General features: G+C 68.6%; 21 protein-coding genes and 1 pseudogene. 11 read left to right on the forward strand and 11 right to left on the reverse strand.

From position 1 onward, the window contains the following. The first annotated feature begins 69 nt into the window (after positions 1–69). The 3 genes from iniA (at position 70) to G6N07_RS00915 (ending at position 5,445) form a co-directional block, all read left to right on the forward strand. Positions 70–1,932 (forward strand): isoniazid-induced dynamin-like GTPase IniA, encoded by a 1,863-nt coding sequence (gene iniA, locus G6N07_RS00905; protein WP_085189447.1) that lies wholly within the window; start codon positions 70–72, stop codon positions 1,930–1,932. A 67-nt stretch (positions 1,933–1,999) separates the two neighbouring features. Continuing rightward, positions 2,000–3,502, forward strand: a complete 1,503-nt coding sequence (locus tag G6N07_RS00910) for a dynamin family protein (RefSeq protein ID WP_099050177.1) — start codon at positions 2,000–2,002, stop codon at positions 3,500–3,502. A 41-nt stretch (positions 3,503–3,543) separates the two neighbouring features. Continuing rightward, on the forward strand, positions 3,544–5,445 hold the full coding sequence (locus tag G6N07_RS00915; RefSeq protein ID WP_163784030.1) for an Hsp70 family protein: 1,902 nt from the start codon (positions 3,544–3,546) through the stop codon (positions 5,443–5,445). A 4-nt stretch (positions 5,446–5,449) separates the two neighbouring features. Here G6N07_RS00915 and G6N07_RS20015 read toward each other — a convergent pair whose 3' ends face one another. Then, the gene (locus tag G6N07_RS20015; RefSeq protein WP_085189453.1) at positions 5,450–5,968 is read right to left on the reverse strand and encodes a hypothetical protein; all 519 of its coding nucleotides are present in this window, start codon (positions 5,966–5,968) and stop codon (positions 5,450–5,452) included. A gap of 45 nt (positions 5,969–6,013) precedes the next feature. On the opposite strand from G6N07_RS20015, the gene G6N07_RS00925 reads away from it, so the two are divergent. Further along, positions 6,014–6,394, forward strand: coding sequence for a hypothetical protein (locus G6N07_RS00925; protein WP_163784033.1), 381 nt, complete (start codon positions 6,014–6,016; stop codon positions 6,392–6,394). A 102-nt stretch (positions 6,395–6,496) separates the two neighbouring features. Here the strand turns inward: G6N07_RS00925 and G6N07_RS00930 are convergent, their stop codons facing one another. The 4 genes from G6N07_RS00930 to G6N07_RS00945 form a co-directional block, all read right to left on the reverse strand. Continuing rightward, complete coding sequence (locus G6N07_RS00930) at positions 6,497–7,426, reverse strand: LLM class F420-dependent oxidoreductase (RefSeq protein ID WP_085189657.1); 930 nt, start codon at positions 7,424–7,426, stop codon at positions 6,497–6,499. A gap of 10 nt (positions 7,427–7,436) precedes the next feature. Next, positions 7,437–8,057 carry a TIGR03085 family metal-binding protein gene (locus G6N07_RS00935; RefSeq protein WP_085189457.1) on the reverse strand — a complete coding sequence of 207 codons (621 nt, stop codon included), beginning with the start codon at positions 8,055–8,057 and terminating at the stop codon, positions 7,437–7,439. Positions 8,058–8,171: 114 nt separating this feature from the next. Next, on the reverse strand, positions 8,172–8,495 hold the full coding sequence (locus tag G6N07_RS00940) for a hypothetical protein (RefSeq protein ID WP_235849655.1): 324 nt from the start codon (positions 8,493–8,495) through the stop codon (positions 8,172–8,174). A 117-nt stretch (positions 8,496–8,612) separates the two neighbouring features. After that, positions 8,613–9,158 carry a hypothetical protein gene (locus tag G6N07_RS00945; RefSeq protein WP_085189461.1) on the reverse strand — a complete coding sequence of 182 codons (546 nt, stop codon included), beginning with the start codon at positions 9,156–9,158 and terminating at the stop codon, positions 8,613–8,615. 197 nt (positions 9,159–9,355) lie between these two features. Here G6N07_RS00945 and dnaK point away from each other — a divergent pair, with 197 nt between their 5' ends. Genes dnaK through G6N07_RS00965 form a run of 4 tightly spaced genes read left to right on the forward strand, consistent with a single transcriptional unit; the run spans position 9,356 to position 13,542 of the window. Further along, positions 9,356–11,215 (forward strand): molecular chaperone DnaK, encoded by a 1,860-nt coding sequence (gene dnaK / locus G6N07_RS00950; protein ID WP_085189463.1) that lies wholly within the window; start codon positions 9,356–9,358, stop codon positions 11,213–11,215. After that, positions 11,212–11,892 (forward strand): nucleotide exchange factor GrpE, encoded by a 681-nt coding sequence (gene grpE / locus G6N07_RS00955; protein WP_085189465.1) that lies wholly within the window; start codon positions 11,212–11,214, stop codon positions 11,890–11,892. The genes dnaK and grpE overlap by 4 nt, the downstream gene beginning before the upstream one ends. A gap of 32 nt (positions 11,893–11,924) precedes the next feature. Next, positions 11,925–13,118, forward strand: a complete 1,194-nt coding sequence (dnaJ, locus tag G6N07_RS00960; RefSeq protein ID WP_085189467.1) for a molecular chaperone DnaJ — start codon at positions 11,925–11,927, stop codon at positions 13,116–13,118. A gap of 34 nt (positions 13,119–13,152) precedes the next feature. Then, positions 13,153–13,542, forward strand: a complete 390-nt coding sequence (locus tag G6N07_RS00965) for a heat shock protein transcriptional repressor HspR (protein ID WP_085189659.1) — start codon at positions 13,153–13,155, stop codon at positions 13,540–13,542. Here G6N07_RS00965 and G6N07_RS00970 read toward each other — a convergent pair. Together G6N07_RS00970 and G6N07_RS00975 are read right to left on the reverse strand one after the other, a co-directional pair. Further along, positions 13,539–14,441, reverse strand: a complete 903-nt coding sequence (locus G6N07_RS00970; protein ID WP_085189469.1) for an aldose 1-epimerase — start codon at positions 14,439–14,441, stop codon at positions 13,539–13,541. The two genes, G6N07_RS00965 and G6N07_RS00970, sit on opposite strands and share 4 nt — an antisense overlap. A gap of 22 nt (positions 14,442–14,463) precedes the next feature. Next, a complete protein-coding gene (locus G6N07_RS00975) occupies positions 14,464–15,630 on the reverse strand; it encodes an FAD-binding oxidoreductase (protein ID WP_085189471.1) in 1,167 nt (388 codons plus the stop codon). 483 nt (positions 15,631–16,113) lie between these two features. Here G6N07_RS00975 and G6N07_RS00985 point away from each other — a divergent pair, with 483 nt between their 5' ends. Next, on the forward strand, positions 16,114–16,284 hold the full coding sequence (locus G6N07_RS00985) for a TetR/AcrR family transcriptional regulator (protein ID WP_163784035.1): 171 nt from the start codon (positions 16,114–16,116) through the stop codon (positions 16,282–16,284). Here G6N07_RS00985 and G6N07_RS00990 read toward each other — a convergent pair. The 4 genes from G6N07_RS00990 to G6N07_RS01005 all read right to left on the reverse strand — a co-directional run bounded on the left by G6N07_RS00990 (position 16,272) and on the right by G6N07_RS01005 (position 18,727). After that, on the reverse strand, positions 16,272–16,937 hold the full coding sequence (locus tag G6N07_RS00990) for a GAP family protein (protein WP_085189473.1): 666 nt from the start codon (positions 16,935–16,937) through the stop codon (positions 16,272–16,274). The two genes, G6N07_RS00985 and G6N07_RS00990, sit on opposite strands and share 13 nt — an antisense overlap. A 216-nt stretch (positions 16,938–17,153) precedes the next feature. Beyond that, complete coding sequence (locus tag G6N07_RS00995; protein ID WP_085189475.1) at positions 17,154–17,621, reverse strand: hypothetical protein; 468 nt, start codon at positions 17,619–17,621, stop codon at positions 17,154–17,156. Further along, the gene (locus tag G6N07_RS01000; protein WP_085189477.1) at positions 17,618–17,947 is read right to left on the reverse strand and encodes a type VII secretion target; all 330 of its coding nucleotides are present in this window, start codon (positions 17,945–17,947) and stop codon (positions 17,618–17,620) included. The genes G6N07_RS00995 and G6N07_RS01000 overlap by 4 nt, the downstream gene beginning before the upstream one ends. Positions 17,948–17,959: 12 nt before the next feature. Then, positions 17,960–18,727: an EspA/EspE family type VII secretion system effector gene (locus G6N07_RS01005; RefSeq protein ID WP_109749300.1), complete on the reverse strand. Its 768-nt coding sequence runs from the start codon at positions 18,725–18,727 to the stop codon at positions 17,960–17,962. Between the two features lie 131 nt (positions 18,728–18,858). Between G6N07_RS01005 and G6N07_RS20825 the strand changes: the two are divergent. Together G6N07_RS20825 and G6N07_RS01015 are read left to right on the forward strand one after the other, a co-directional pair. Continuing rightward, positions 18,859–18,969: pseudogene (locus G6N07_RS20825) on the forward strand (DUF2510 domain-containing protein); the annotation flags it as partial. Between the two features lie 12 nt (positions 18,970–18,981). After that, positions 18,982–19,659, forward strand: a complete 678-nt coding sequence (locus tag G6N07_RS01015; protein WP_235849656.1) for a hypothetical protein — start codon at positions 18,982–18,984, stop codon at positions 19,657–19,659. Positions 19,660–19,708: the final 49 nt, after the last annotated feature.

The following is a 19,708-nucleotide window of genomic DNA, read 5'->3' on the forward strand; positions in this document are numbered from 1 at the left end:
GGGGACCGACATGGTCGCCGCCAGTTCGCGCGCTTACCGTGAGGACAATCCTGGGTGAGAGGAGGCGACATGACCCAACCGAGTGGCCCCGCCAAGTCGATCTCCGACACGCGCAAGGTGGTCACCGAGCTCATCGAGCACACCACCAAGATCGCCGAGGACAACGGCCGCGGCGACCTGGTGGCACGGCTGGCGCGCGCCCGCAGACGCATCGGTGACCCGCAGATCCGGGTGGTGATCGCCGGACAGCTCAAACAGGGCAAGAGCCTGCTGCTCAACTCGCTGCTCAACATGCCGGTGGCCAGGGTCGGCGACGACGAGTCGACGGTCCTGGCCACCGTCGTGTCGTACGCCGAACAGCCGTCGGCGCGGCTGGTGGTGGCGCGGCCCGACGGGGAGGAACCCGAACTCGTCGAGATCCCGACCACCGACCTTGGCAAGGATCTGCGGCGCGCGCCGCAGGCCGGCGGACGTGAGGTGTTGCGCGTCGAGGTGACGGTACCCAGCCCGCTGCTCAAGGGCGGCCTGGCGTTCGTCGACACCCCGGGCGTGGGCGGTCACGGACAACCCCATCTGTCCGCGACGCTGGGCCTGCTGCCCGACGCCGACGCGATGCTGATGATCAGCGACACCAGCCAGGAGTTCACCGAACCGGAGATGACGTTCATCCGGCAGGCGCTGGAGATCTGCCCGGTCGCCGCGATCGTCGCGACCAAGACGGACCTGTACCCGCACTGGCGCCAGGTGGTCGACACCGACGCCGCCCACCTGCACCGCGCCGGCATCACCATCCCGATGATCCCCGCCTCCTCGACGCTGCGCGGCCACGCCGTGCAGCTCAACGACAAGGAACTCAACGACGAGTCCAACTTCCCGGCGATCGTGAAGTTCCTCTCCGAGCAGGTGCTCTCCCGCAACAACGACCGCGTGCGCGACCAAGTGGTCGGTGAGGTCCGCGCGGCGGCCGAACATCTCACGATGGCGGTGCAGTCGGAGCTGTCCGCGCTCAACGACCCTCAGTCGGGTGCCAACCTGACCGCCGACCTGCAGCGCCGCAGGAAGGAGGCGGAGGAGGCGCTGCAGCAGACCGCGCTGTGGCAGCAGGTGCTCAACGACGGCACCGCCGACCTCACCGCCGACGTCGACCACGACCTGCGGCAGCGCTTCCGCAACATCACCTTCCACACCGAACGGGTCATCGACTCCGGCGACCCGACGCTGCACTGGGCCGAGATCGGCGCGGAACTCGAAGAGGCCGTGGCGACCGCCGTCGGCGACAATTTCGTGTGGGCCTACCAGCGGGCCGAGGCGCTGGCCGCCGAGGTGGCCCGCACGTTCATGGAGGCCGGTCTTGACGCGGTGCGGATGCCCGCGATCGACGCCAGCGAGATGGGGGCGGAGTTCGGCGAGTTCCGTTCCCTCGCTCACCTCGAGGCCAAACCGCTCAAGATCGGTCACAAGATCGTGACCGGGATGCGCGGCTCGTACGGCGGCGTGCTGATGTTCGGCATGCTGACCTCGTTCGCGGGGCTCGGCATGTTCAACCCGCTGTCGCTGGGTGCCGGCTTCGTCCTCGGCCGCAAGGCCTACAAGGAGGACATGGAGAACCGGATGCTGCGGGTGCGCAGTGAGGCTAAGACCAACGTGCGCCGGTTCGTCGACGACGTGGCGTTCGTGGTCGGCAAGGAATCACGCGACCGGCTCAAGGGCATCCAGCGCCAACTCCGCGACCACTACCGTGAGATCGCCAATCAGACGACCCGCTCACTCAACGAGTCGCTGCAGGCCACGATCGCCGCCGCGAAACTCCAGGAGTCCGAGCGCAACGCCCGCACCAAGGAGCTGCAACGGCAGCTCAACATCCTGCGGCAGGTCGTCGAACACGCCGAGAAACTCGGCTCCACGGCCGCTGCGCCGGTCTCCGCGCCCTGATCCTCGGGCGCCGTCTGGCAAGCTCAAGGGGTCAGCAGTCGGGTAACTGGAACGGACCGGGCAAACACTGAGCACAAGCGACCAAGTGCGCGCGATCCTGGGCGGCACCATCGCGGCCTACCGGGAGGATCCGGCGTACCGCCAGCGCCCCGACGTGCACAACGAACTCGAGCGCATCGGTGCCCGGCTCAACCAGCCGGTCCGGATCGCGCTGGCCGGCACGCTCAAGGCCGGTAAGTCGACACTGGTCAACGCGTTGGTGGGCGAAGAGATCGCCCCGACCGACGCGACCGAGGCCACCCGACTCGTCACGTGGTTCCGCCACGGACCCACCCCGAAGGTGACTGCCAACCACCGCGGGGGCCGACGGTCCAACGTGCCGATCGCCCGCGACCCCCGCGAACGGGGCCTGACCTTCGACCTCGCCAGGCTCGATCCCGAAGACGTGCTCGACCTCGACGTGGAGTGGCCGGCCACCGAACTGGTCGACGCGACGATCATCGACACCCCCGGCACGTCGTCACTGTCGCGTGACGTGTCGGCGCGCACGCTGCGGCTGCTGGTGCCCGACGACGGGGTGCCCCGGGTCGACGCGGTGGTGTTCCTGCTGCGCACGCTCAACGCCGCCGACATCGCGCTGCTCAAGCAGATCGGTGAGCTGGTCGGCGGGTCGTCGGGGGCGCTCGGGGTGATCGGGGTGGCCTCGCGCGCCGACGAGATCGGCGCCGGGCGCATCGACGCAATGTTGTCGGCCAAGGACGTCGCCACCCGATTCACCGAGGAAATGGACCGCACCGGCATCTGCCAGGCGGTCGTACCGGTGTCGGGCCTGCTCGCGCTGACCGCGCGGACCCTGCGGCAGAGCGAGTTCGTCGCGCTGGAGAAGCTCGCCGGCGTGGATCCCGCCGAGTTGGCCAAGGCCATGCTCTCGGTGGACCGGTTCATACGCGAGGACAGCCCGTTGCCCGTCGACGCGGCGGCCCGAGCCGCGCTGCTGGACCGGTTCGGCATGTTCGGGGTCCGCATCTCGATCGCCCTGCTGCGGGCCGGGGTGAAGGATTCGGTGGCACTGGCCGACGAACTGCTCGAACGCAGCGGGCTGGTGGTGTTGCGCGATGTGATCGACCAGCAATTCGCACAGCGATCGGACCTGTTGAAGGCACATACGGCGCTGCTGTCGCTGCGGCAGTTCGTCCAGGTCCATCCGATCTTCGCGACGCCGTACATCATCGCCGACATCGATCCGCTGCTCGCCGACACCCACGCGTTCGAGGAGCTGCGGTTGCTGAGCCAACTCCGTTCGCGCCCGACCACCTTGACCGACGACGAGATGGCCTCGCTGCGGCGGCTGATCGGCGGCTCCGGCACCGACGCGACGAGCCGGCTGGGACTGCAGCCCGAGGACCCGTGCGACGGGCCGCGCGCGGCGTTCGCCGCGGCTCAGCGGTGGCGCCGGCGCGCCGAGCATCCGCTCAACGATCCGTTCACCGCGAGGGCCTGCCGGGCGGCGGTTCGCAGTGCCGAAGCGCTGGTCGCCGCCTATGCGGCGAAGGGCAGCGGATCCCGCTAACGTTCGCCTAACGTTTGAGCGCGCGGCGACGACAAACAGGTATGCGCAATTCTGTGGGCGTATCCCTTGGCGCGGCCAACCTGGTCGCTGTCGCCGAGGGACGCCCGATCATCCGGCCCGCGGCACTGACGCTCGGCGGGGCGAGGATCACCGGTTTCGTCGACCGGGTGGGTGACCCCGTGCCGCTGGTCGCGCCCGACGGATCGGCACACTACGGCGGTCAGCTGGCCGCCGCCGCGATCGAGGCGCTGACCCACGCCGCCCACCCCTACCGACGGCCCGATGCCGCGGCGGTCGCCGTGCCCGCGCACTGGTCGCCGACGGCGGTGGCGGCGTTGCGCGCGGTTGTGCCGCAGTTGACCGTCGTCTCGGATGCCGTCGCGGCGCTCACCGCGCTGCAGGCCAATCCCGGGCTGCCCGCGCGGGGAGTCGTCGTGCTGTGTGACTTCGGGGCGACCGGAACCAGTATCACGCTCGCCGATGCGGGCGACGGGTTCCGTGTGATCGGTGAGACGGTGCGCTACGAAGACTTCTCCGGAGACCTGATCGACCAGGTGGTGCTGCGCCATGTGCTCGCCGATCTCGAGGCCGATCCGAGTGGTACGTCGGCGGTGGCGTCGCTGGCCGTGTTGCGCGATGAGTCGCGGGCTGCCAAGGAGCGACTGTCGGTGCACACCGCGACGGCGCTGACCGGGCCGAATAGCTCGCACACCAGCGTGCGGCTGACCCGGCCCGAACTCGAGTCACTGCTCGCCGGGCCGCTCGCCGGGCTTGTCGACACCCTCGTCGACGTGCTGCAGCGCAACCGGGTGGCCCCCGCGCAGCTCGCCGCGGTCGCGACAGTCGGTGGTGGGGCACGGATACCGCTTGTCACGCAAGGCATTTCGGAGGCGCTGCGGATGCCGGTGGTCACCGGCCCCTATGCGCAGGTCGCCGCGGCGGCCGGTGCGGACCTGATCGCGTCCCGTGGCGGAGAACTGGATGCGGTCACCACGATCACCCCGGTGTCCGCCTCCTCGGTGAGCGACGCGCCGGCGACCGAGGCCGCGGTACCACTGGCCTGGTCCGCCGAGACGGTGGACTCCGACGCGGCGACACAGTATGCGTTGCCCGTCTACGACGCCGCGATGGCGCGGCCCGGGATCCGCTTCGACCAGGTGCCGGTCGGGGATTGTGCGGGCGGCTCGCCGTGGTACCGCAAGCGGGGGGCGATGTTCGCCGGCGCCGCCTGTCTGGCGGCCTTGGCGGCGACGGGTCTGATCCTCGCCTCGCACACCGGCGACGCGGATGCAGTGCAGGCGGGCTCGTCGGCGATCACCGCTCCGGTCGCGACGCAGCCGATGGAGCAACCCGACCCAGCTCCCGAGGCGGCGCCGGCCCCGGTCGTCAGCGAGCGGGCGGTGGCCGGCGCACCCGCACCTGCGCCGAGGGCCGTTCAAGCGCCGGCGCAGCAGCGACCGAACACCCCGGCCGAGCGGCGGGTGGCGTCGAAACAGGTGGCACCGGGTCGGGTAGCACCCGCGCCTGCGCCCGCCGCCGCGCCTGCCCCCGCCGCCGCGCCTGCCCCCGCCTTCGCGCCTGCCCCCGCCGCCGCACCTGCCGCTGCGCCGTCGATGGGTCTGCCCCGGATTCCGGTGCCTGCGTTCACGTTGCCGCGGCCCACTCCGCCGCCGGCCTCGACGCCGGCCCCGACACAGCCGTCACCGACACAGCCGTCACCGACACAGCCGTCACCGACACAGCCGTCACCGCCGCCATCGCGGCCAGCCCCGTCACCGATGCCCGAGCCGGAATCCGAGCCGCAAGCCACGCCTCCGCGGGTGCAAGATCCTGCGCCGACGCAGCAACCCCCGCCCGCGCCGGAACCGGCAGCCGAGGCGCAGCCGGCGTCGTCGGCCGAACCGCAGCCGGAATGCATGCCGGAGGCCGGAACCGTCTGCTAGCAGGTCAGCGGCCCGGCCGATCCAGTCTCGGCACCGTGATCGTCACCGTGCTGGTGCTCGTCTCCACGGTGGTGGGCGGAGGCGTCGTGGTGGTGGTCGTGGTGCTCGGCGTCGTCGTGGTTGTCGTCGTGGTAGTCGGCGCCGTGGTGGTCTCCGGCGCAGAGGTCGCCTCCGGCGCTACGGTGGTCTCCGCTGGCGACTCGGTCACCGTCTGCGGCGGAACCACCGCGGGCGCCTCCGCCGTCGTGGTCGTGGTCGTCGTGGTCGTGGTGGATTCGGACGAGGATTCATCCGACATCAACTGCACGATGAGCCAGATGATCAGCGCCACCAGCAGGGCCGCAAGCGCCCCGAGTCCGATCAGGGCGCCGGGTTTGCGATACCACGGCTGGGGTTCCTCGGGCGGCGGCTGGTCGTACGCGCCGGTGTAATCGCCGTACTGGGTCGGCTCGGCGCTGTAGGCGTTCGAGTACTGGGTCGGCTCGTCGTCCGACTGGTTCGGATCTTCAGGAGGTCGCGCCACGGGCTCCGATAGTAGGCGTCCTTTGCTCAGGGACGTGGGTAAAGCGTGCGTGTCTCGTTGAGTCGTGGCCGGTTGCGCGTCGTCGTTCGCGGCGACGACTCCTGCCCGCTCTCCTCCGACTCCTCTTCCTGGGTCCTGGACCGCCCCCGCGTGGTCGAGGTCTCCGACACCGGGGGAGGTGGCGCAGGCGCCGACTCCGGCGGGAGGTCCAGGTCCGTGGTCAGGGGCGGGCTGATGCGTGTGGTGGTGGTGGAGGCAGTCGCCGAGGTGGACCGGGAGGTCATCGACGAGAAGCTCGGGTCGACGAAGTTCGTCGGCGCCTGCGGGGAGTCCCCGGCTCGCGACGCGTACATCACCCCGGCCACGACCAGCCCGATTGCGGCGATACCGGCGATGCTGGCCCCGAGCACTTTGCCGGTCGAGTGATGCCAAGGCGTCGACGCATCCGGCTGTCGACCGGAATGCTCGTCGTCGTCGGGGGCGCCCGTCACGGGCACCGATCCTAGCCCGACCAGGCGGCGGGTCGGGTCAGCGCAGCTGGGGCAGGACCTGACCGGCGACCAGCGCCAGGTGGTCGAGGTCGGACATGTCCAGCATCTGGAGATAAACCCGCTGCACCCCGGCATGGGCGAACGGCCCCAGCTTGTCGACGATCTCCGCGGGCGTACCGGCCATCGGCGAATTGCTGCGGAGTTCGTCGACCTCGCGGCCGATGGCGTCGGCGCGTCGGGCGATCTCGGTGTCGTCGGCCCCGGCGCACAGCACGAAGGCCGCCGAGTACACCATGGAATCCGGTTCGCGCCCGGCGTCGGCGACCGCCGCCCTCACCCGGTCGAACTGGGTGTTCACCGTGTCCAGCGGGACGAACGGCACGTTGAACTCGCCGGCGTACTTCGCCGCCAGCGCAGGGGTGCGCTTGGCTCCCGTCCCGCCGATGACAATCGGCGGGACCGCCTGCACCGGTTTGGGCAGGGCGGGAGAATCCGCGACGGTGTAGTGGGTGCCGCTGTAGTCGAACGTCTCGCCGACCGGGGTGGCCCACATGCCGGTGAGGATGTCGAGCTGCTCGGTCAACCGGTCGAACCGTTCACCCAGCGGCGGGAACGGGATTGCGTACGCCTTGTGTTCGGCTTCGAACCAGCCTGCGCCCAGTCCGAGCTCGACGCGCCCACCGCTCATCTCGTCGACCTGCGCCACCGAGATGGCCAGCGGGCCGGGATGGCGGAAGGTCGCCGAGGTAACCATGGTGCCCAGCCGGATCGACGACGTCTCTCGCGCGATGCCGGCGAGCGTCACCCATGAGTCCGTCGGCCCGGGCAGGCCGTCACCGCTCATCGCCAGGTAGTGGTCGGACCGAAAAAACCCGGAGAACGCCATGTCCTCGGCGGCGCGGGCGACGGCGAGCTGGTCGGCGTAGCGGGCACCCTGCTGCGGTTCGACGAAAACACGAAAATCCACGGCGGCCAACCTACAGAGCCTTGGGTGCGTCGCGCAGTGCCTGCACGGCGGCGGGGTCACCGTCGAACCCGACGCGTGCCTCGCGACCGACAGCGAAGAGCAACAGCTCCTCGGGCCGTCCCGTCACGATGACCGAATCCCCCTTACCTGCGGTCACCAGCGTCTTGCCCTCCGGTGTGCGCAGGGCCGTGCGCGCCGGCGCCTTCGCCAGCGTGAGCCGCGCCATCAGCGACAGCGTGCGGGTCAGCCCCTTGACCGTCGCGTCGTCGAGGGTGCGAGGTTCCCAGCCCGGCTGCGCCCGTCGCACGTCTTCGCAGTGGATGAACATCTCGGCCAGGTTGGCGATGGGGTCGAGCAGCCTGAACGGCGAGTACAGCGGCGGACCGCCGGCGATCTTGTCCAGCATCGCGTTCCATTCGGTCGTCTCGGCGGCGCGGTTCTGCACTTTCTCGGTGTACCTCGCCAGTGCCGGGACGGCGATCCCCGCCGTCGCGTCCGGCCGGTACTCCCGGATGTAGAGGTGAGCGGCCAGGTCACGGGTCTTCCATCCCTCGCACAGGGTCGGGGCGTCCGGCCCCATGGCGCGCATGGCGTCGACGAGTGCGGCGCGTTCCCGCTGGGCGGCGGTCATGGTGTTCCTCCATCTGGTCCGTCGAGAGAGCACGTCGGCTCAGGCCCAGAAGTACCCCGGCGCCGAGTTCGCTACGCACTGCGCCCTGGCCGCGCCCGCGGTTCCGGCCCGACGTCAACGGTCCTGCCGGTCGCGTCGACGTGACCGGACACCGAGGAGCGCCACGACCGCGATCACGGCCAGCCCGGCGACACCCAGGCTGACCGTCCAGACCCGGCGGTCGTGCAGTTGCGCGCGGCAGACCTCTGTGTAGTCGACGTCGACGAGGAGGCCGCCGTCGGCCGGAATGTTGGCCGCGTTGCCGTCATCGAGTGCTTCGGCCGTGGACAGATCCGGGGCAAAGGCGCTCCCACAGTCGACCACCTGGCGCTCGGGAGACACGGACACGGGTGTCATCAGCCCCACCACACCGACCACCAGCGCGACCAAACCCAACATCACAGTGAGTCGTTTGACGATCATGACGACCGGTACCCGTGGGACCACCGCCCGATACGGGGCTGCGACGAAACCGCACCGCCGTCGGCCGCTCCTGCGACCCCGGCGGCTTCGGAGTCAGAAAGTCGCCACCCGTTCGACGGAGACGAACATGCCGCGGTGGGTGCGGTCGTTGCTGAAGCGGGTGCCGTCGCTCCCGGCGTCGATGGTCCAGCCCACCGCAGAGTACCGCCGGTAGTCCAGGGTGACGGCTGGGATGTCGCCGAGGTTGCCCACGACCCACTCGACCTGCCCGTCCGCCGACAGGCGCACGCCGTTGGCCGGCAGGCCGCCGACATCGGGGGCGTCGGCGAACTGCGCCTCGCAGCCGACCTCCTCGGCGCTGAGCTGGCAGCGCGTCTTGCCGGATCGGGTCTGGACGAACACGTAACCGTTCTGTGGTGCGAGAACCTCGGCCGCTGCGGGCGGCACTGCGCTGGGCGGAGCGGGGGTGATCGTGCGCGGCGGCGACGCGGGGGTCGACGTACGCGACGGCCGAGGCGTCGGGACTGTCGGCTCGGTCGGCGAGTCGGGGCCGCGGACTGCGGTGCCGGTCGTGTCGCTCTGGCAGCCGGTGAGCAGCACCCCGACGGCGAGCGCACCCACCACCACCCCTGACCGCATTGCCAAACCCTACGACCTGCGGGACGGCAACATGGACACCGGGGAACAAATCCGCCGGGCGGCCCGTTGAGCCTTTCGACAGTTGAGTATGGCTCGCTCAAGTATGAGGTTGACAGCCGGGTGTCCGGCGGAGCAGTCTTGAGTGCGGTCCGCTCAGACCCCACAAACGTAGTAGTCGGTAACAAGGAGGACACACCATGGCTCGTGCGGTCGGAATCGACCTCGGGACCACCAACTCCGTCGTCGCAGTGCTGGAAGGTGGCGACCCCGTCGTCGTCGCCAACTCCGAGGGCTCGCGAACGACGCCGTCCGTCGTCGCGTTCGCGCGCAACGGTGAGGTGCTGGTCGGACAGCCCGCCAAGAACCAGGCGGTGACCAACGTCGACCGGACCATTCGTTCGGTCAAGCGGCACATGGGCACTGACTGGAGCACCGAGATCGACGGCAAGAAGTACACCGCCCAGGAGATCAGCGCGCGCACGCTCATGAAGCTGAAGCGCGACGCGGAGAGCTACCTCGGCGAGGACATCACCGACGCGGTCATCACGGTGCCCGCCTACTTCAACGACGCCCAGCGACAGGCCACCAAGGAAGCCGGCCAGATCGCCGGCCTCAACGTGCTACGCATCGTCAACGAACCGACGGCGGCGGCGCTGGCCTACGGCCTCGACAAGGGTGAGAAGGAACAGACCATCCTGGTCTTCGACCTCGGTGGCGGCACCTTCGACGTCTCGCTGCTCGAGATCGGCGAGGGCGTCGTCGAGGTGCGGGCCACCTCCGGTGACAACCACCTCGGTGGCGACGACTGGGACCAGCGGATCGTCGACTGGCTGGTCGAGAAGTTCAAGGGCACCAGCGGCATCGACCTGACCAAGGACAAGATGGCCATGCAGCGGCTGCGTGAGGCCGCCGAGAAGGCCAAGATCGAGCTGAGTTCGAGCCAGAGCACCTCGATCAACCTGCCCTACATCACCGTCGACGCGGACAAGAACCCGCTGTTCCTCGACGAGCAGCTGACCCGCGCCGAATTCCAGCGCATCACCCAGGATCTGCTGGACCGCACCCGCAAGCCGTTCCAGCAGGTGATCAAGGACGCCGGCATCTCGGTCGCCGACATCGACCACGTCGTGCTGGTCGGTGGCTCCACCCGTATGCCCGCGGTGTCCGACCTGGTCAAGGAGATGACCGGCGGCAAGGAGCCCAATAAGGGCGTCAACCCGGACGAGGTCGTCGCCGTCGGCGCCGCCCTGCAGGCCGGTGTGCTCAAGGGTGAGGTGAAGGACGTCCTCCTGCTCGACGTCACCCCGCTGTCGCTCGGCATCGAGACCAAGGGCGGCGTGATGACCAAGCTGATCGAGCGCAACACCACGATCCCGACGAAGCGGTCGGAGACGTTCACCACCGCCGACGACAACCAGCCGTCGGTGCAGATTCAGGTGTTCCAGGGCGAGCGCGAGATCGCCGCGCACAACAAGCTGCTCGGCAGCTTCGAGCTGACCGGTATCCCGCCGGCTCCGCGCGGTGTGCCCCAGATCGAGGTGACCTTCGACATCGACGCCAACGGCATCGTCCACGTCACCGCCAAGGACAAGGGCACCGGCAAGGAGAACACGATCCGTATCCAGGAAGGCTCCGGCCTGTCCAAGGAAGAGATCGACCGGATGATCAAGGACGCCGAGGCGCACGCCGACGAGGACCGCAAGCGGCGCGAGGAAGCCGACGTCCGCAACCAGGCCGAGACCCTGGTCTACCAGACGGAGAAGTTCGTCTCCGAGCAGCGCGAAGCCGAGGGCGGCAGCAAGGTCCCCGAGGATGTGCTGACCAAGGTCGACGGCGCGATCTCCGAGGCCAAGACGGCGCTGGCCGGCACCGACATCGGCGCGATCAAGGCGGCGATGGAGAAGCTGGGCACCGAGAGCCAGGGGCTCGGCCAGGCCATCTACGAGGCCACCCAGGCCGAACAGGCCGCAAGCGCCGGCGCCGCCGGCGCCTCCAGCAGCAGCGATGACGACGTCGTGGATGCCGAGGTCGTCGACGATGACCGGGAGAACAAGTGAGCAACACCGATCCGCACGAGCCGGTGACCGTCACCGACAAACGGCGCATCGATCCCGTGACCGGTGAGGTTCGCGATCCGTCCGGCCCGGCCCCCGGAGCCGCTCAGGCGGCGACGTCCAGCCACAGTGGGCCGGCGCCGGACGCCGCGCCGGCGGCCCGACAGGCCGCCGGCCCCACGGAGGGCGGGGACACCGATGAGGTAGCCGAGCTCAAGAGCACGTTGCAGCGGGTGAAGGCGGAGTACGACAACTACCGCAAGCGCATGCTGCGCGACCAGCAGATGATCGCCGACCGCGCGAAAGTCTCGGTGGTCAGCCAGTTGCTGGGGGTGCTCGACGACCTCGACCGCGCCCGCAGCCACGGTGACCTGGAGTCCGGCCCACTGAAGTCGGTAGCCGACAAGCTGGCCGGTGCACTGGAGAACCTCGGGTTGACGCCGTTCGGCGCGGAGGGGGACGAGTTCGACCCCGCACTGCACGAGGCCGTCCAGCACGAGGGCGAGGGCACCCACCCCGTGGTGGGCACCGTGATGCGCCGTGGCTACAAGGTCGGTGAACAGGTGGTGCGCCACGCACTCGTCGGCGTCGTGGACACCGTGCCGCCAGGATCCGGACCCGCCGACACGGCCGATAACACCAGCGCCGCGGCGCACCAGGCCGCAGAATCAGACAACTAGAAACCCAGAGAAAGGTGAGGAGGTGACGCGGCATGGCCCAACGCGAGTGGGTCGAGAAGGACTTCTACTCCGAGCTCGGCGTCTCCTCTGACGCCAACGCGGACGAGATCAAGAAGGCCTACCGGAAGCTGGCCCGCGATCTCCACCCCGACACCAACCCGGACCCCACGGCCGCCGAGCGGTTCAAGGCCGTGTCCGAGGCGCACAGCGTGCTGTCGGACCCGGCGAAGCGCAAGGAGTACGACGAGACCCGCCGGCTGTTCGCCGGCGGCGGTTTCGGCCGTGGCCGCTTCAACGGCGGCGGTGGGGGATTCGGCGGCGGTTTCGGTGGCGGCGGCGCTTACGGTTCCGAGGGCGCCGAGTTCAACCTCAACGATCTGTTCGACGCCGCCGGGCAGACCGGCGGCGCCAACATCGGCGACCTGTTCGGCGGACTGTTCGGGCGGGGTGCCTCGCCGCGGCCCAGCCGGCCGCGTCGCGGCAACGACCTCGAGACCCAGACTGAGCTGTCGTTCCTGGAGGCCACCAAGGGTGTGGCGATGCCGTTGCGGCTGACCAGCCCCGCACCGTGCACTAATTGCCATGGCAGCGGGGCACGTCCGGGCACCAGCCCCAAGGTGTGTCCGAACTGCAACGGCGCCGGAGTCGTCAACCGCAACCAGGGCGCGTTCGGATTCTCCGAACCGTGCACCGAATGCAAGGGCAGCGGCTCGATCATCGAACACCCCTGTGCCGAGTGCAGAGGCACCGGCGTGACCACCAGGACCCGCACCATCAACGTGCGGATCCCCCCTGGTGTGGAGGACGGTCAGCGGATTAGGTTGGCCGGTCAGGGTGAGGCGGGATTACGCGGGGCGCCCTCGGGCGACCTGTACGTGACCGTGCACGTGCGCCCCGACAAAGTGTTCGGCCGCGACGGTGACGACCTCACCGTGTCGGTGCCGGTCAGCTTCCACGAGCTAGCGCTTGGCACAACACTTTCCGTCCCGACGCTGGAAGGCAAGGTGGGTGTGCGGGTGCCCAAGGGCACCTCGGACGGTCGCATCCTGCGGGTGCGCGGGCGAGGTGTGCCCAAACGTGGTGGCGGACACGGCGATCTGCTGGTCACCGTGAAGGTGGCGGTTCCGCCCAACCTCGAGGGCGAGGCCGCCGAGGCGCTCGAGGCCTACGCCAAGGCTGAGCGCGCGAGCGGATTCGATCCGCGGGCCGGCTGGGCGGGGGCGTGATGAGCGCTTGCGCGAAGAACCGGGGGCACTGATCATGGCGGCCGAACGAAACGAGGAAGCCCGGACCTTCCTGATCTCGGTGGCCGCCGAGTTGGCCGGTATGCATGCGCAGACTCTGCGCACCTACGACCGGCTCGGCCTGGTCAGCCCACAACGCAGTTCCGGTGGTGGCCGACGGTACTCCGAGCGCGACGTCGACCTGCTGCGCGAGGTGCAACGGCTGTCACAGGACGAAGGCGTCAACCTGGCGGGGATCAAGCGCATCATCGAGCTGACCAATCAGGTGGAGGCGTTGCAGTCCCGTGTCAAGGAGCTGGTCCGTGAGGTCGAGGACTTGCGGAGCAGCCAGCGCCGCGACCTCGCGGTCCCGGTGAAGAGCACCGCGCTGGTCGTCTGGCAGCCGCGGCGGGGCCGCAGCCGCTAGCCGACCCTGATGGAGAACCGACTGGTATCGGGTGCACCAGCCGCCGCGACCCGGTGGTTGTCGCGGCGCAGCGCGTCGGTGGGCGCGGCCATCGGTTCGACGGCGACGAGCTCGTCGGTCGGCGGCGCGAAGAGTTGCGCTGCCCGGTAACCTTTTTCGAACGTCAACTCCACTCGCCGGTCACCATCGGTGAGGGTGAACACCGAGCCCTCCTCGACCTCGTCGAACCCGTGGTCGAGTTCGGTGTCGCCGAGTGTGATGTTGCCGCCCGCCCACTCCTCGGTGGCCCCCGTCGGCAGACCCCATGTGTCGACGGGGAGGTGGCGCATCGGTGGGCTCTGCAGCTGCCACTGCGCCCGCGGGACGCCCGGGATCTGGAGATACGGGTGATAGCCGTAGCAGAGCGGAACCGGAGCCGCGGCCGACGGCGTCACCGTGGTCTCCACAGTCAGCGTGCGCTCGGCCAGCGTCACCGCCATGGTGAGGATATGCGGGAACGGGAACGTCGCCAACAGCCGCGGTTTGTCGGACCAGTTCACCTCGGCCACCAATGTGTTGGCGGACTGCTCGGTGACCCGCCACCCCGGATACGCACCCAGCACCCCGTGAATCGGCACGCCGTGCTCGTCGGTGCGCACGCCGGCGACACCGGGGGTCAGCGTCACCACGCCACCGTCGATGGCGTACTTCGCGGCGCTCAGCCGGTTCGCCCACGGGTAGAGGATCGGGATGCCCATCGTCTTACCGCTGGTGATGTAGGCCTGCACGCCGCGGCGCTGGCCGAGGAACTCGACCCCGTCATCGGCTAGCGACGTGCAGATCATCCCCGCGGACGGCACATACGTCGCCGTCATCGACGACGACGGGTCGCGCAGAGTGACAGGTTGGGGTTCGGCCATGGCGCCAGTGTGGCACGCCCGCTCAGGTGGTGAGCGGGTCGTGCTGGATGCGTTCCTGGGGAGCACCTTTGGCGGTGAGTGCGGCCTTGGTGGCCGCGGTCATCGCCACCCCGCCACAGATCAGGATCTGCCGGTCGCCCCAGTTGCCGTACCGGGTGACCACCTCGTCCAACCGACCGGTCTGGCGGACGTGCAGCCCCCGCGGCGGTGACGGATCGGGATACTCGGCCGCCCACGGTGGGTCGCTGCTGTACTCCGACACCGGCGTCACCGACAGCCACGGGTTGGTCGAGGCGATCTGCCACAGCGTCAGGAGGTCGTACAGATCGCACGGGAACCGTCCCCCGAAGAACAGGTGGACACGCGGGTTGGCCCCGAATCGGGTCATGTCCATGATCAGCGTCCGCAACGGCGCCAGGCCGGTGCTGCCGGCCACCATCAGAACGTCGCCGCCGTCGCGGTCGACGGCCAGTCCGCCGTGCGGATTGGATATCCGCCATCGGTCGCCGACGCGGGTCTCGTTGACGATCGCGGTGCTCACCATGCCGCCGGGCACCGATCGGATGTGGAACTCGACGTACCCGTCCGGATCTGCGGGGATCGCCGGGCTCAGGTACCGCCAGCGCCGCGGCCACTGGGGCACCTGGACGGTGACGTACTGGCCCGGGTGGTAGGCGAGCGGCTGGTCCAGTTTCAACCGCACCACGGACACGTCGCGGGTGGCGCGGACGTGTTCGATGACCGTGCCGTCACAGAACGGCGGGCCTTCTTCGGCCTCGGCCGCTCCCCGCATTACCCCGGTGGTCAGGGCGACGGCGTCGCGGGCGGTCTGGGCGAGCCGGTCCGACCACTGATCGGCGAGACGATTGCGCAGCGCGGCGTACAGGGCCTGACCCATGGTGTCGTAATGCTGTTGCGTCACGCCGTATTTGCGGTGGTCGCGGCCGAGCTGGGCGAGGAACGCCACGGGTTCCTCAGCGCGCTGGGCGATCAGCTCGCCGAACAGCCAGGTCATCGCTTCGGCGAAGGCGGTCCGCTGCCTAGCCATGTCCGGCGGAAACAGGTCGCGCACCGAGAGGTCGGCGGCGAACCAGCGGGTGTAGAAGTCGCCGATCAGCGGATCGGAACCGCGCCGGGGATCGACCGCGTCGCGCAGTACTGTCAGCGCGTCACGGTCGTCGAGTCCCACGTCGTGCCAGTGTAAGTCAGTCCGCTGTGCGAGCCCGTTGCCGCAGCGCACCCACCGGGCAGCATCTCAGGTGCCCTGCGCAGTCCGGACAGCGGATTGCCGACCAGCAGGGCCAACACCGCCCTACAGCCCATACCGACCTTGCCGAACAGGGAACCCAGCCCGAGGATGGGGCAGGCCGCAACCCAGCAGCCCGAGCGTCAGACCCGGCCGTCACACTCCAGAAACTCTGGTCGAACGAGCGGAGGACGTAGTACAGCAGCGCGGCCATGCCCGTACCGAGTTGGGTCAGCACCTGCGCGACCGCCGGGTTGGAGCCGCTGGCGATGAGCAGTTTGCGGCCGTCCGGACCGAAGGGACAGGCCCCCGTAGACCCGCTGGTCGGCGATGGCGTCGCGCAACCGGTATCGCGGGAGGTGGTGGGAATCGCCCGAGAGGGGTTCAGCATGGTCGTGATGCCGCAGTCGGCCACCCGCAACAGCGATGCTGGCCGCCACCACGTTGGTCGGCACCGCGATGCTGCGCTACGTCATGCAGATCGCGCCGCTGACGACGCTGTCGGGCGACGAACCGATCGCCCTGCTCGCCCTGACCGTGACCCGCTACCTCACCGCCGACGCCGGAGAGCTAGGGCTGCCCGCTCAGAGTCCGTGAACCCCTTTGTAAAACACCAGAAGTCCGATGACGACGAGAATCGCCGCCATCAAGGTGGCGTGGTTGCGCTCCATCCAATCCTTGAGCCGCGCGAGCGGATCGTCCAGTCGATCGCCGGATACCGCATAGGCGAGGATCGGCAGTGCGACGCTGCACCCCGCGATCGCGGCGAAGTACACCACCGCGGCCCACACCGCGGTGCCCAGGCCGGCCGAGCCGATCACCAGACCTGCTGCGACGCAGAGGAACAGCACCTTCAGGTTGACGACGGTCAGCGCGGCGGCGGTGACGGCTGCCTTCGGCGGGCTCAGGGTGGTCAGGTTGCGCAACCACTCCGGTTGGTGTCCTGAGGATTTCCGGCGCACGAACCGAACGACGCCGAACACGATCAGCGCAGCGCCGATCACGATCCGCAGCCAGGACGCCCAGCTCGGCGGCTTCTCGAAACCTCCGATCGTGCCGGAGACCGCCACGAACACCGCCGTCAGCACGCCGAGGCCGAGCAGCCAGCCCGCCATGAAGGCCAGCGCGGTTGGGCGCGGCTGCGGCGTCTGCAGCATCAACACAGCGGGGATGATGGACAGCGGCGACAAGGTGATCACCAGCGCCAACGGGATCAGTTCTGTCAACACAGAGCCCCAACTGCCCGACATGTGCGCACCTCCGATTCGGTTGTCGCACTAAACGTAGTCGCCACACGGCCGGGGTCCGGCTATGCGGCGCCTCAGCGCGTCGCCGGAGTAATCGGGTGCTCGACCTCCGAGCGGGGAGTCAGCGGGCGGCGGAGAACTGGGTGACGTCGGTGGTGGCAGCGCTTTACGTCATGACTTTCGTCGTATTCGCCGCCGAGACCTGGTCGCAGTCTGCGACTACCAGTAGCGGGCGGCTAGTTCGGCTGCGGAGGACACCGCCTGTCCCGGGGTGGGAAGGTGCAGCTGGTGTTGCAGTAAATCGTGGACCGAAGCAGGGTTCTGACCCTGTCTCCGGAACAACTCGGAGATAAGTTCATATGCCCCCGCACCTGCCTTATGTGCCGCCACTTTCGCGACGGCCACGATCTCCGCAGCCAGGTCCGTCTCGGTAAGCGCTGCCACCGCGGGCGCCAGGTCGATTCGTTTGCATTCGCCACTCAAGAGGGCGGTCACCGCGACGGTCCCCGGGGGGTTGGCCGCGGTGAACACCAGATCCTCCGCGGGGTCGCCGCCACCGTTGCCGGGATCGGTCGGACTGTAAAGACCCAGAGCGTCGAGGTCGCTGTCGGTGTCGTCGTCGTATCGCGGTGAGGAGGATCCGAGAGCGGCTAACTCGTCGTCACCGAGTTCGTCACTGTCCGTCATGGTCCGGGTCGCATGGCGCCGTCGAGTTCTGCGCGCCCATCCATGTCAGTCTTCTTGTAGTGCATCAGCGCGCGCTCGAGGTTGCCCGCGAACGCCTCTGACACCGACTGCACTGCGGCACATGCCTCGGCGCGTGCCTCTTCGGCGGCTGCCGCCGCCGCGAATGCGGGTGCGCAGACCTGGCCGTGTGTGCGTTCGACGTCGGCGGCGACTCCCACAGTCAGTGTGGCCGCCGCGGAGATCTGATTCGCCGCATGGTTCTGTTTGTCCGACAGCTCCCGTAGATGGGCGGGAGACAGTCGCAGCTGACCCGGGCCTTCGGTCATTTCAGAGAATCCCTACATCCTCGTCGGATAACAATCATCTGCCACTTCCTGGTACAGGCGGGTGGCTGCTTCGATACTCGCTGCGGATCTGGAGGAGACGTCTGCCAGCTGGTTCATGTACCAGATGCAGGTGGGTATCGATGTGCCGACCACCGAGGTCTCGATCGACAGGGAGAGCGCTTTGCCGTGCTTGCCTAGCGCTCGCGCTGCGAGGGCAGGCGCGATCGCATTGCCCATCATCATCGCAGCGTTGTTGAGGATGCGTCGCGTTGTCTCAACCTCGCCGGCCTCCGCTGATAACGCCATCCGTACGTCGAGATCGGCATCGACCATCTTCTTGGCGCGCAGCTTCTGACGGTCGTTCGCGGCGGCGTACGCTTCGGCCGCCGCACCGGTCCATCTTTCGTCGGGAGCCGCGACCGACAGTGTATCGGCGATGTCATTGAAGCGTTGCGCGCCCGTGCTGTAGCCATCTCCTCGATTCGGTTCATTGGTGAACCCGCATTCGTACTGCATTGCCAGTACGGCTTTCAGGCCCCCTTGAATGATCAGGGTTTGCTTCGCCAGCGGCAGCATGCTCTGCGCGACGCTGGCCATCTCCGCTGCGTTTCCAGCTAGATTCCACAGCGTGTCGACGCCGTTCTGATCGATGAGCCGGGCAGTCTCGGATACTCCCGAAAGCATCTCGCCCGCAGCACCTATCGGGCCGAAGGGGTCGAACGTTCTCATCGCACTTCCGACCTTCTGCAGCACTTCGCCGTAGTCGTCGAACAGCCCCATCGAATCGGTACCGCCTCTCCGCCCGAATCCACCGTAGCAGTGCGCTATGGGTACGGTACGCGCCAATTTCGCCTTTGCTCGGTACGATCCAACGGCCGACGCTACGGCGTCCCGCTCGATGGAGGTGAGTCATCGGAGATGACGCGCATCCGGGCACACCGCCCGGGTGGTTCGCCGATCCCTGGGATCCATCGCAATTCAGATTCTTCGATGGTCGGCAGTGGACCGGCGATACCGCCGATGGATCGGCGCAGATGGCGGCCGCGTTCGGCGCAGCGCACGGTGGCTTCCCGCTGGGCCGGCCCGCGCTTTTTCTGCGGTCCTCGGACGACCGTCGTGAACAGCATGTGTCCTGGTGGGTTGGCGATGAGGTTGGGAATCAGGTCGCTCTGCTCGTGTCGCGCTCGGCCGTTGCAACTCGCGTCGGCAGGTCGCCCCGCACTCTCCATTTCCAGATGATCGGCCCCGACGGTGCGCCGATACTGTCCGTTACGCGTTTCGCTGAACCACACCACCGACTGGAGGTTTGCGATCCCGCGGGCGTCATCATCGGTCAGGTGCGTCAGACGAACGCCTCCGGACAGGCGTTCCGGACAGCCCGGATGGCGATCGTGCTCGAATCCGGCCAAAGAATATTCGCCGGTGCAGATCTGACTATTGATCCTTCGCGTAACCGGTATGCAGACGTCCGGACGCCGATCCGCGACGCCGCTGGATCTGTGATCGCCACGGTCGAGCGACAGGGGCGATACACCGGCAGGGCAGACAGCTCGTTCGTGTACAAGTTGGATTGCCTACAACCGACTGGTGAGCCGCTGCCCACACTGCTGTTGACCACCGCTTTCACCTACTCGCTCTATGACAGGCTGGCCGGCGGGGGATTCCTCGGCGCCGTAGGGCGCTGGCTTTCGCGGCCGACCTGGGAGTCCTGAGCCTTCGCTCCGTTCCGCAACTCCCCGGAATTTGTCATACTTGAGCGGA

Origin of the sequence: Mycolicibacterium doricum (genome assembly GCF_010728155.1) — a bacterium.
Taxonomy (GTDB): Bacteria; Actinomycetota; Actinomycetes; order Mycobacteriales; family Mycobacteriaceae; genus Mycobacterium; species Mycobacterium doricum.

What these genes read in the sequence shown, in the direction of transcription:
- iniA (WP_085189447.1), top strand. Translation starts at nt 70, where the DNA reads ATGACCCAACCGAGTGGCCCCGCCAAGTCGATCTCCGACACGCGCAAG.
- G6N07_RS00915 (WP_163784030.1), top strand. Translation starts at nt 3,544, where the DNA reads ATGCGCAATTCTGTGGGCGTATCCCTTGGCGCGGCCAACCTGGTCGCT.
- G6N07_RS00935 (WP_085189457.1), bottom strand. Translation starts at nt 8,057, where the DNA reads ATGACCGCCGCCCAGCGGGAACGCGCCGCACTCGTCGACGCCATGCGC.
- G6N07_RS00940 (WP_235849655.1), bottom strand. Translation starts at nt 8,495, where the DNA reads ATGTTGGGTTTGGTCGCGCTGGTGGTCGGTGTGGTGGGGCTGATGACA.
- G6N07_RS00945 (WP_085189461.1), bottom strand. Translation starts at nt 9,158, where the DNA reads ATGCGGTCAGGGGTGGTGGTGGGTGCGCTCGCCGTCGGGGTGCTGCTC.
- dnaK (WP_085189463.1), top strand. Translation starts at nt 9,356, where the DNA reads ATGGCTCGTGCGGTCGGAATCGACCTCGGGACCACCAACTCCGTCGTC.
- dnaJ (WP_085189467.1), top strand. Translation starts at nt 11,925, where the DNA reads ATGGCCCAACGCGAGTGGGTCGAGAAGGACTTCTACTCCGAGCTCGGC.
- G6N07_RS00965 (WP_085189659.1), top strand. Translation starts at nt 13,153, where the DNA reads ATGGCGGCCGAACGAAACGAGGAAGCCCGGACCTTCCTGATCTCGGTG.
- G6N07_RS00970 (WP_085189469.1), bottom strand. Translation starts at nt 14,441, where the DNA reads ATGGCCGAACCCCAACCTGTCACTCTGCGCGACCCGTCGTCGTCGATG.
- G6N07_RS00985 (WP_163784035.1), top strand. Translation starts at nt 16,114, where the DNA reads ATGCTGGCCGCCACCACGTTGGTCGGCACCGCGATGCTGCGCTACGTC.
- G6N07_RS00990 (WP_085189473.1), bottom strand. Translation starts at nt 16,937, where the DNA reads ATGTCGGGCAGTTGGGGCTCTGTGTTGACAGAACTGATCCCGTTGGCG.
- G6N07_RS00995 (WP_085189475.1), bottom strand. Translation starts at nt 17,621, where the DNA reads ATGACGGACAGTGACGAACTCGGTGACGACGAGTTAGCCGCTCTCGGA.
- G6N07_RS01000 (WP_085189477.1), bottom strand. Translation starts at nt 17,947, where the DNA reads ATGACCGAAGGCCCGGGTCAGCTGCGACTGTCTCCCGCCCATCTACGG.
- G6N07_RS01005 (WP_109749300.1), bottom strand. Translation starts at nt 18,727, where the DNA reads ATGGGGCTGTTCGACGACTACGGCGAAGTGCTGCAGAAGGTCGGAAGT.
- G6N07_RS01015 (WP_235849656.1), top strand. Translation starts at nt 18,982, where the DNA reads ATGGCGGCCGCGTTCGGCGCAGCGCACGGTGGCTTCCCGCTGGGCCGG.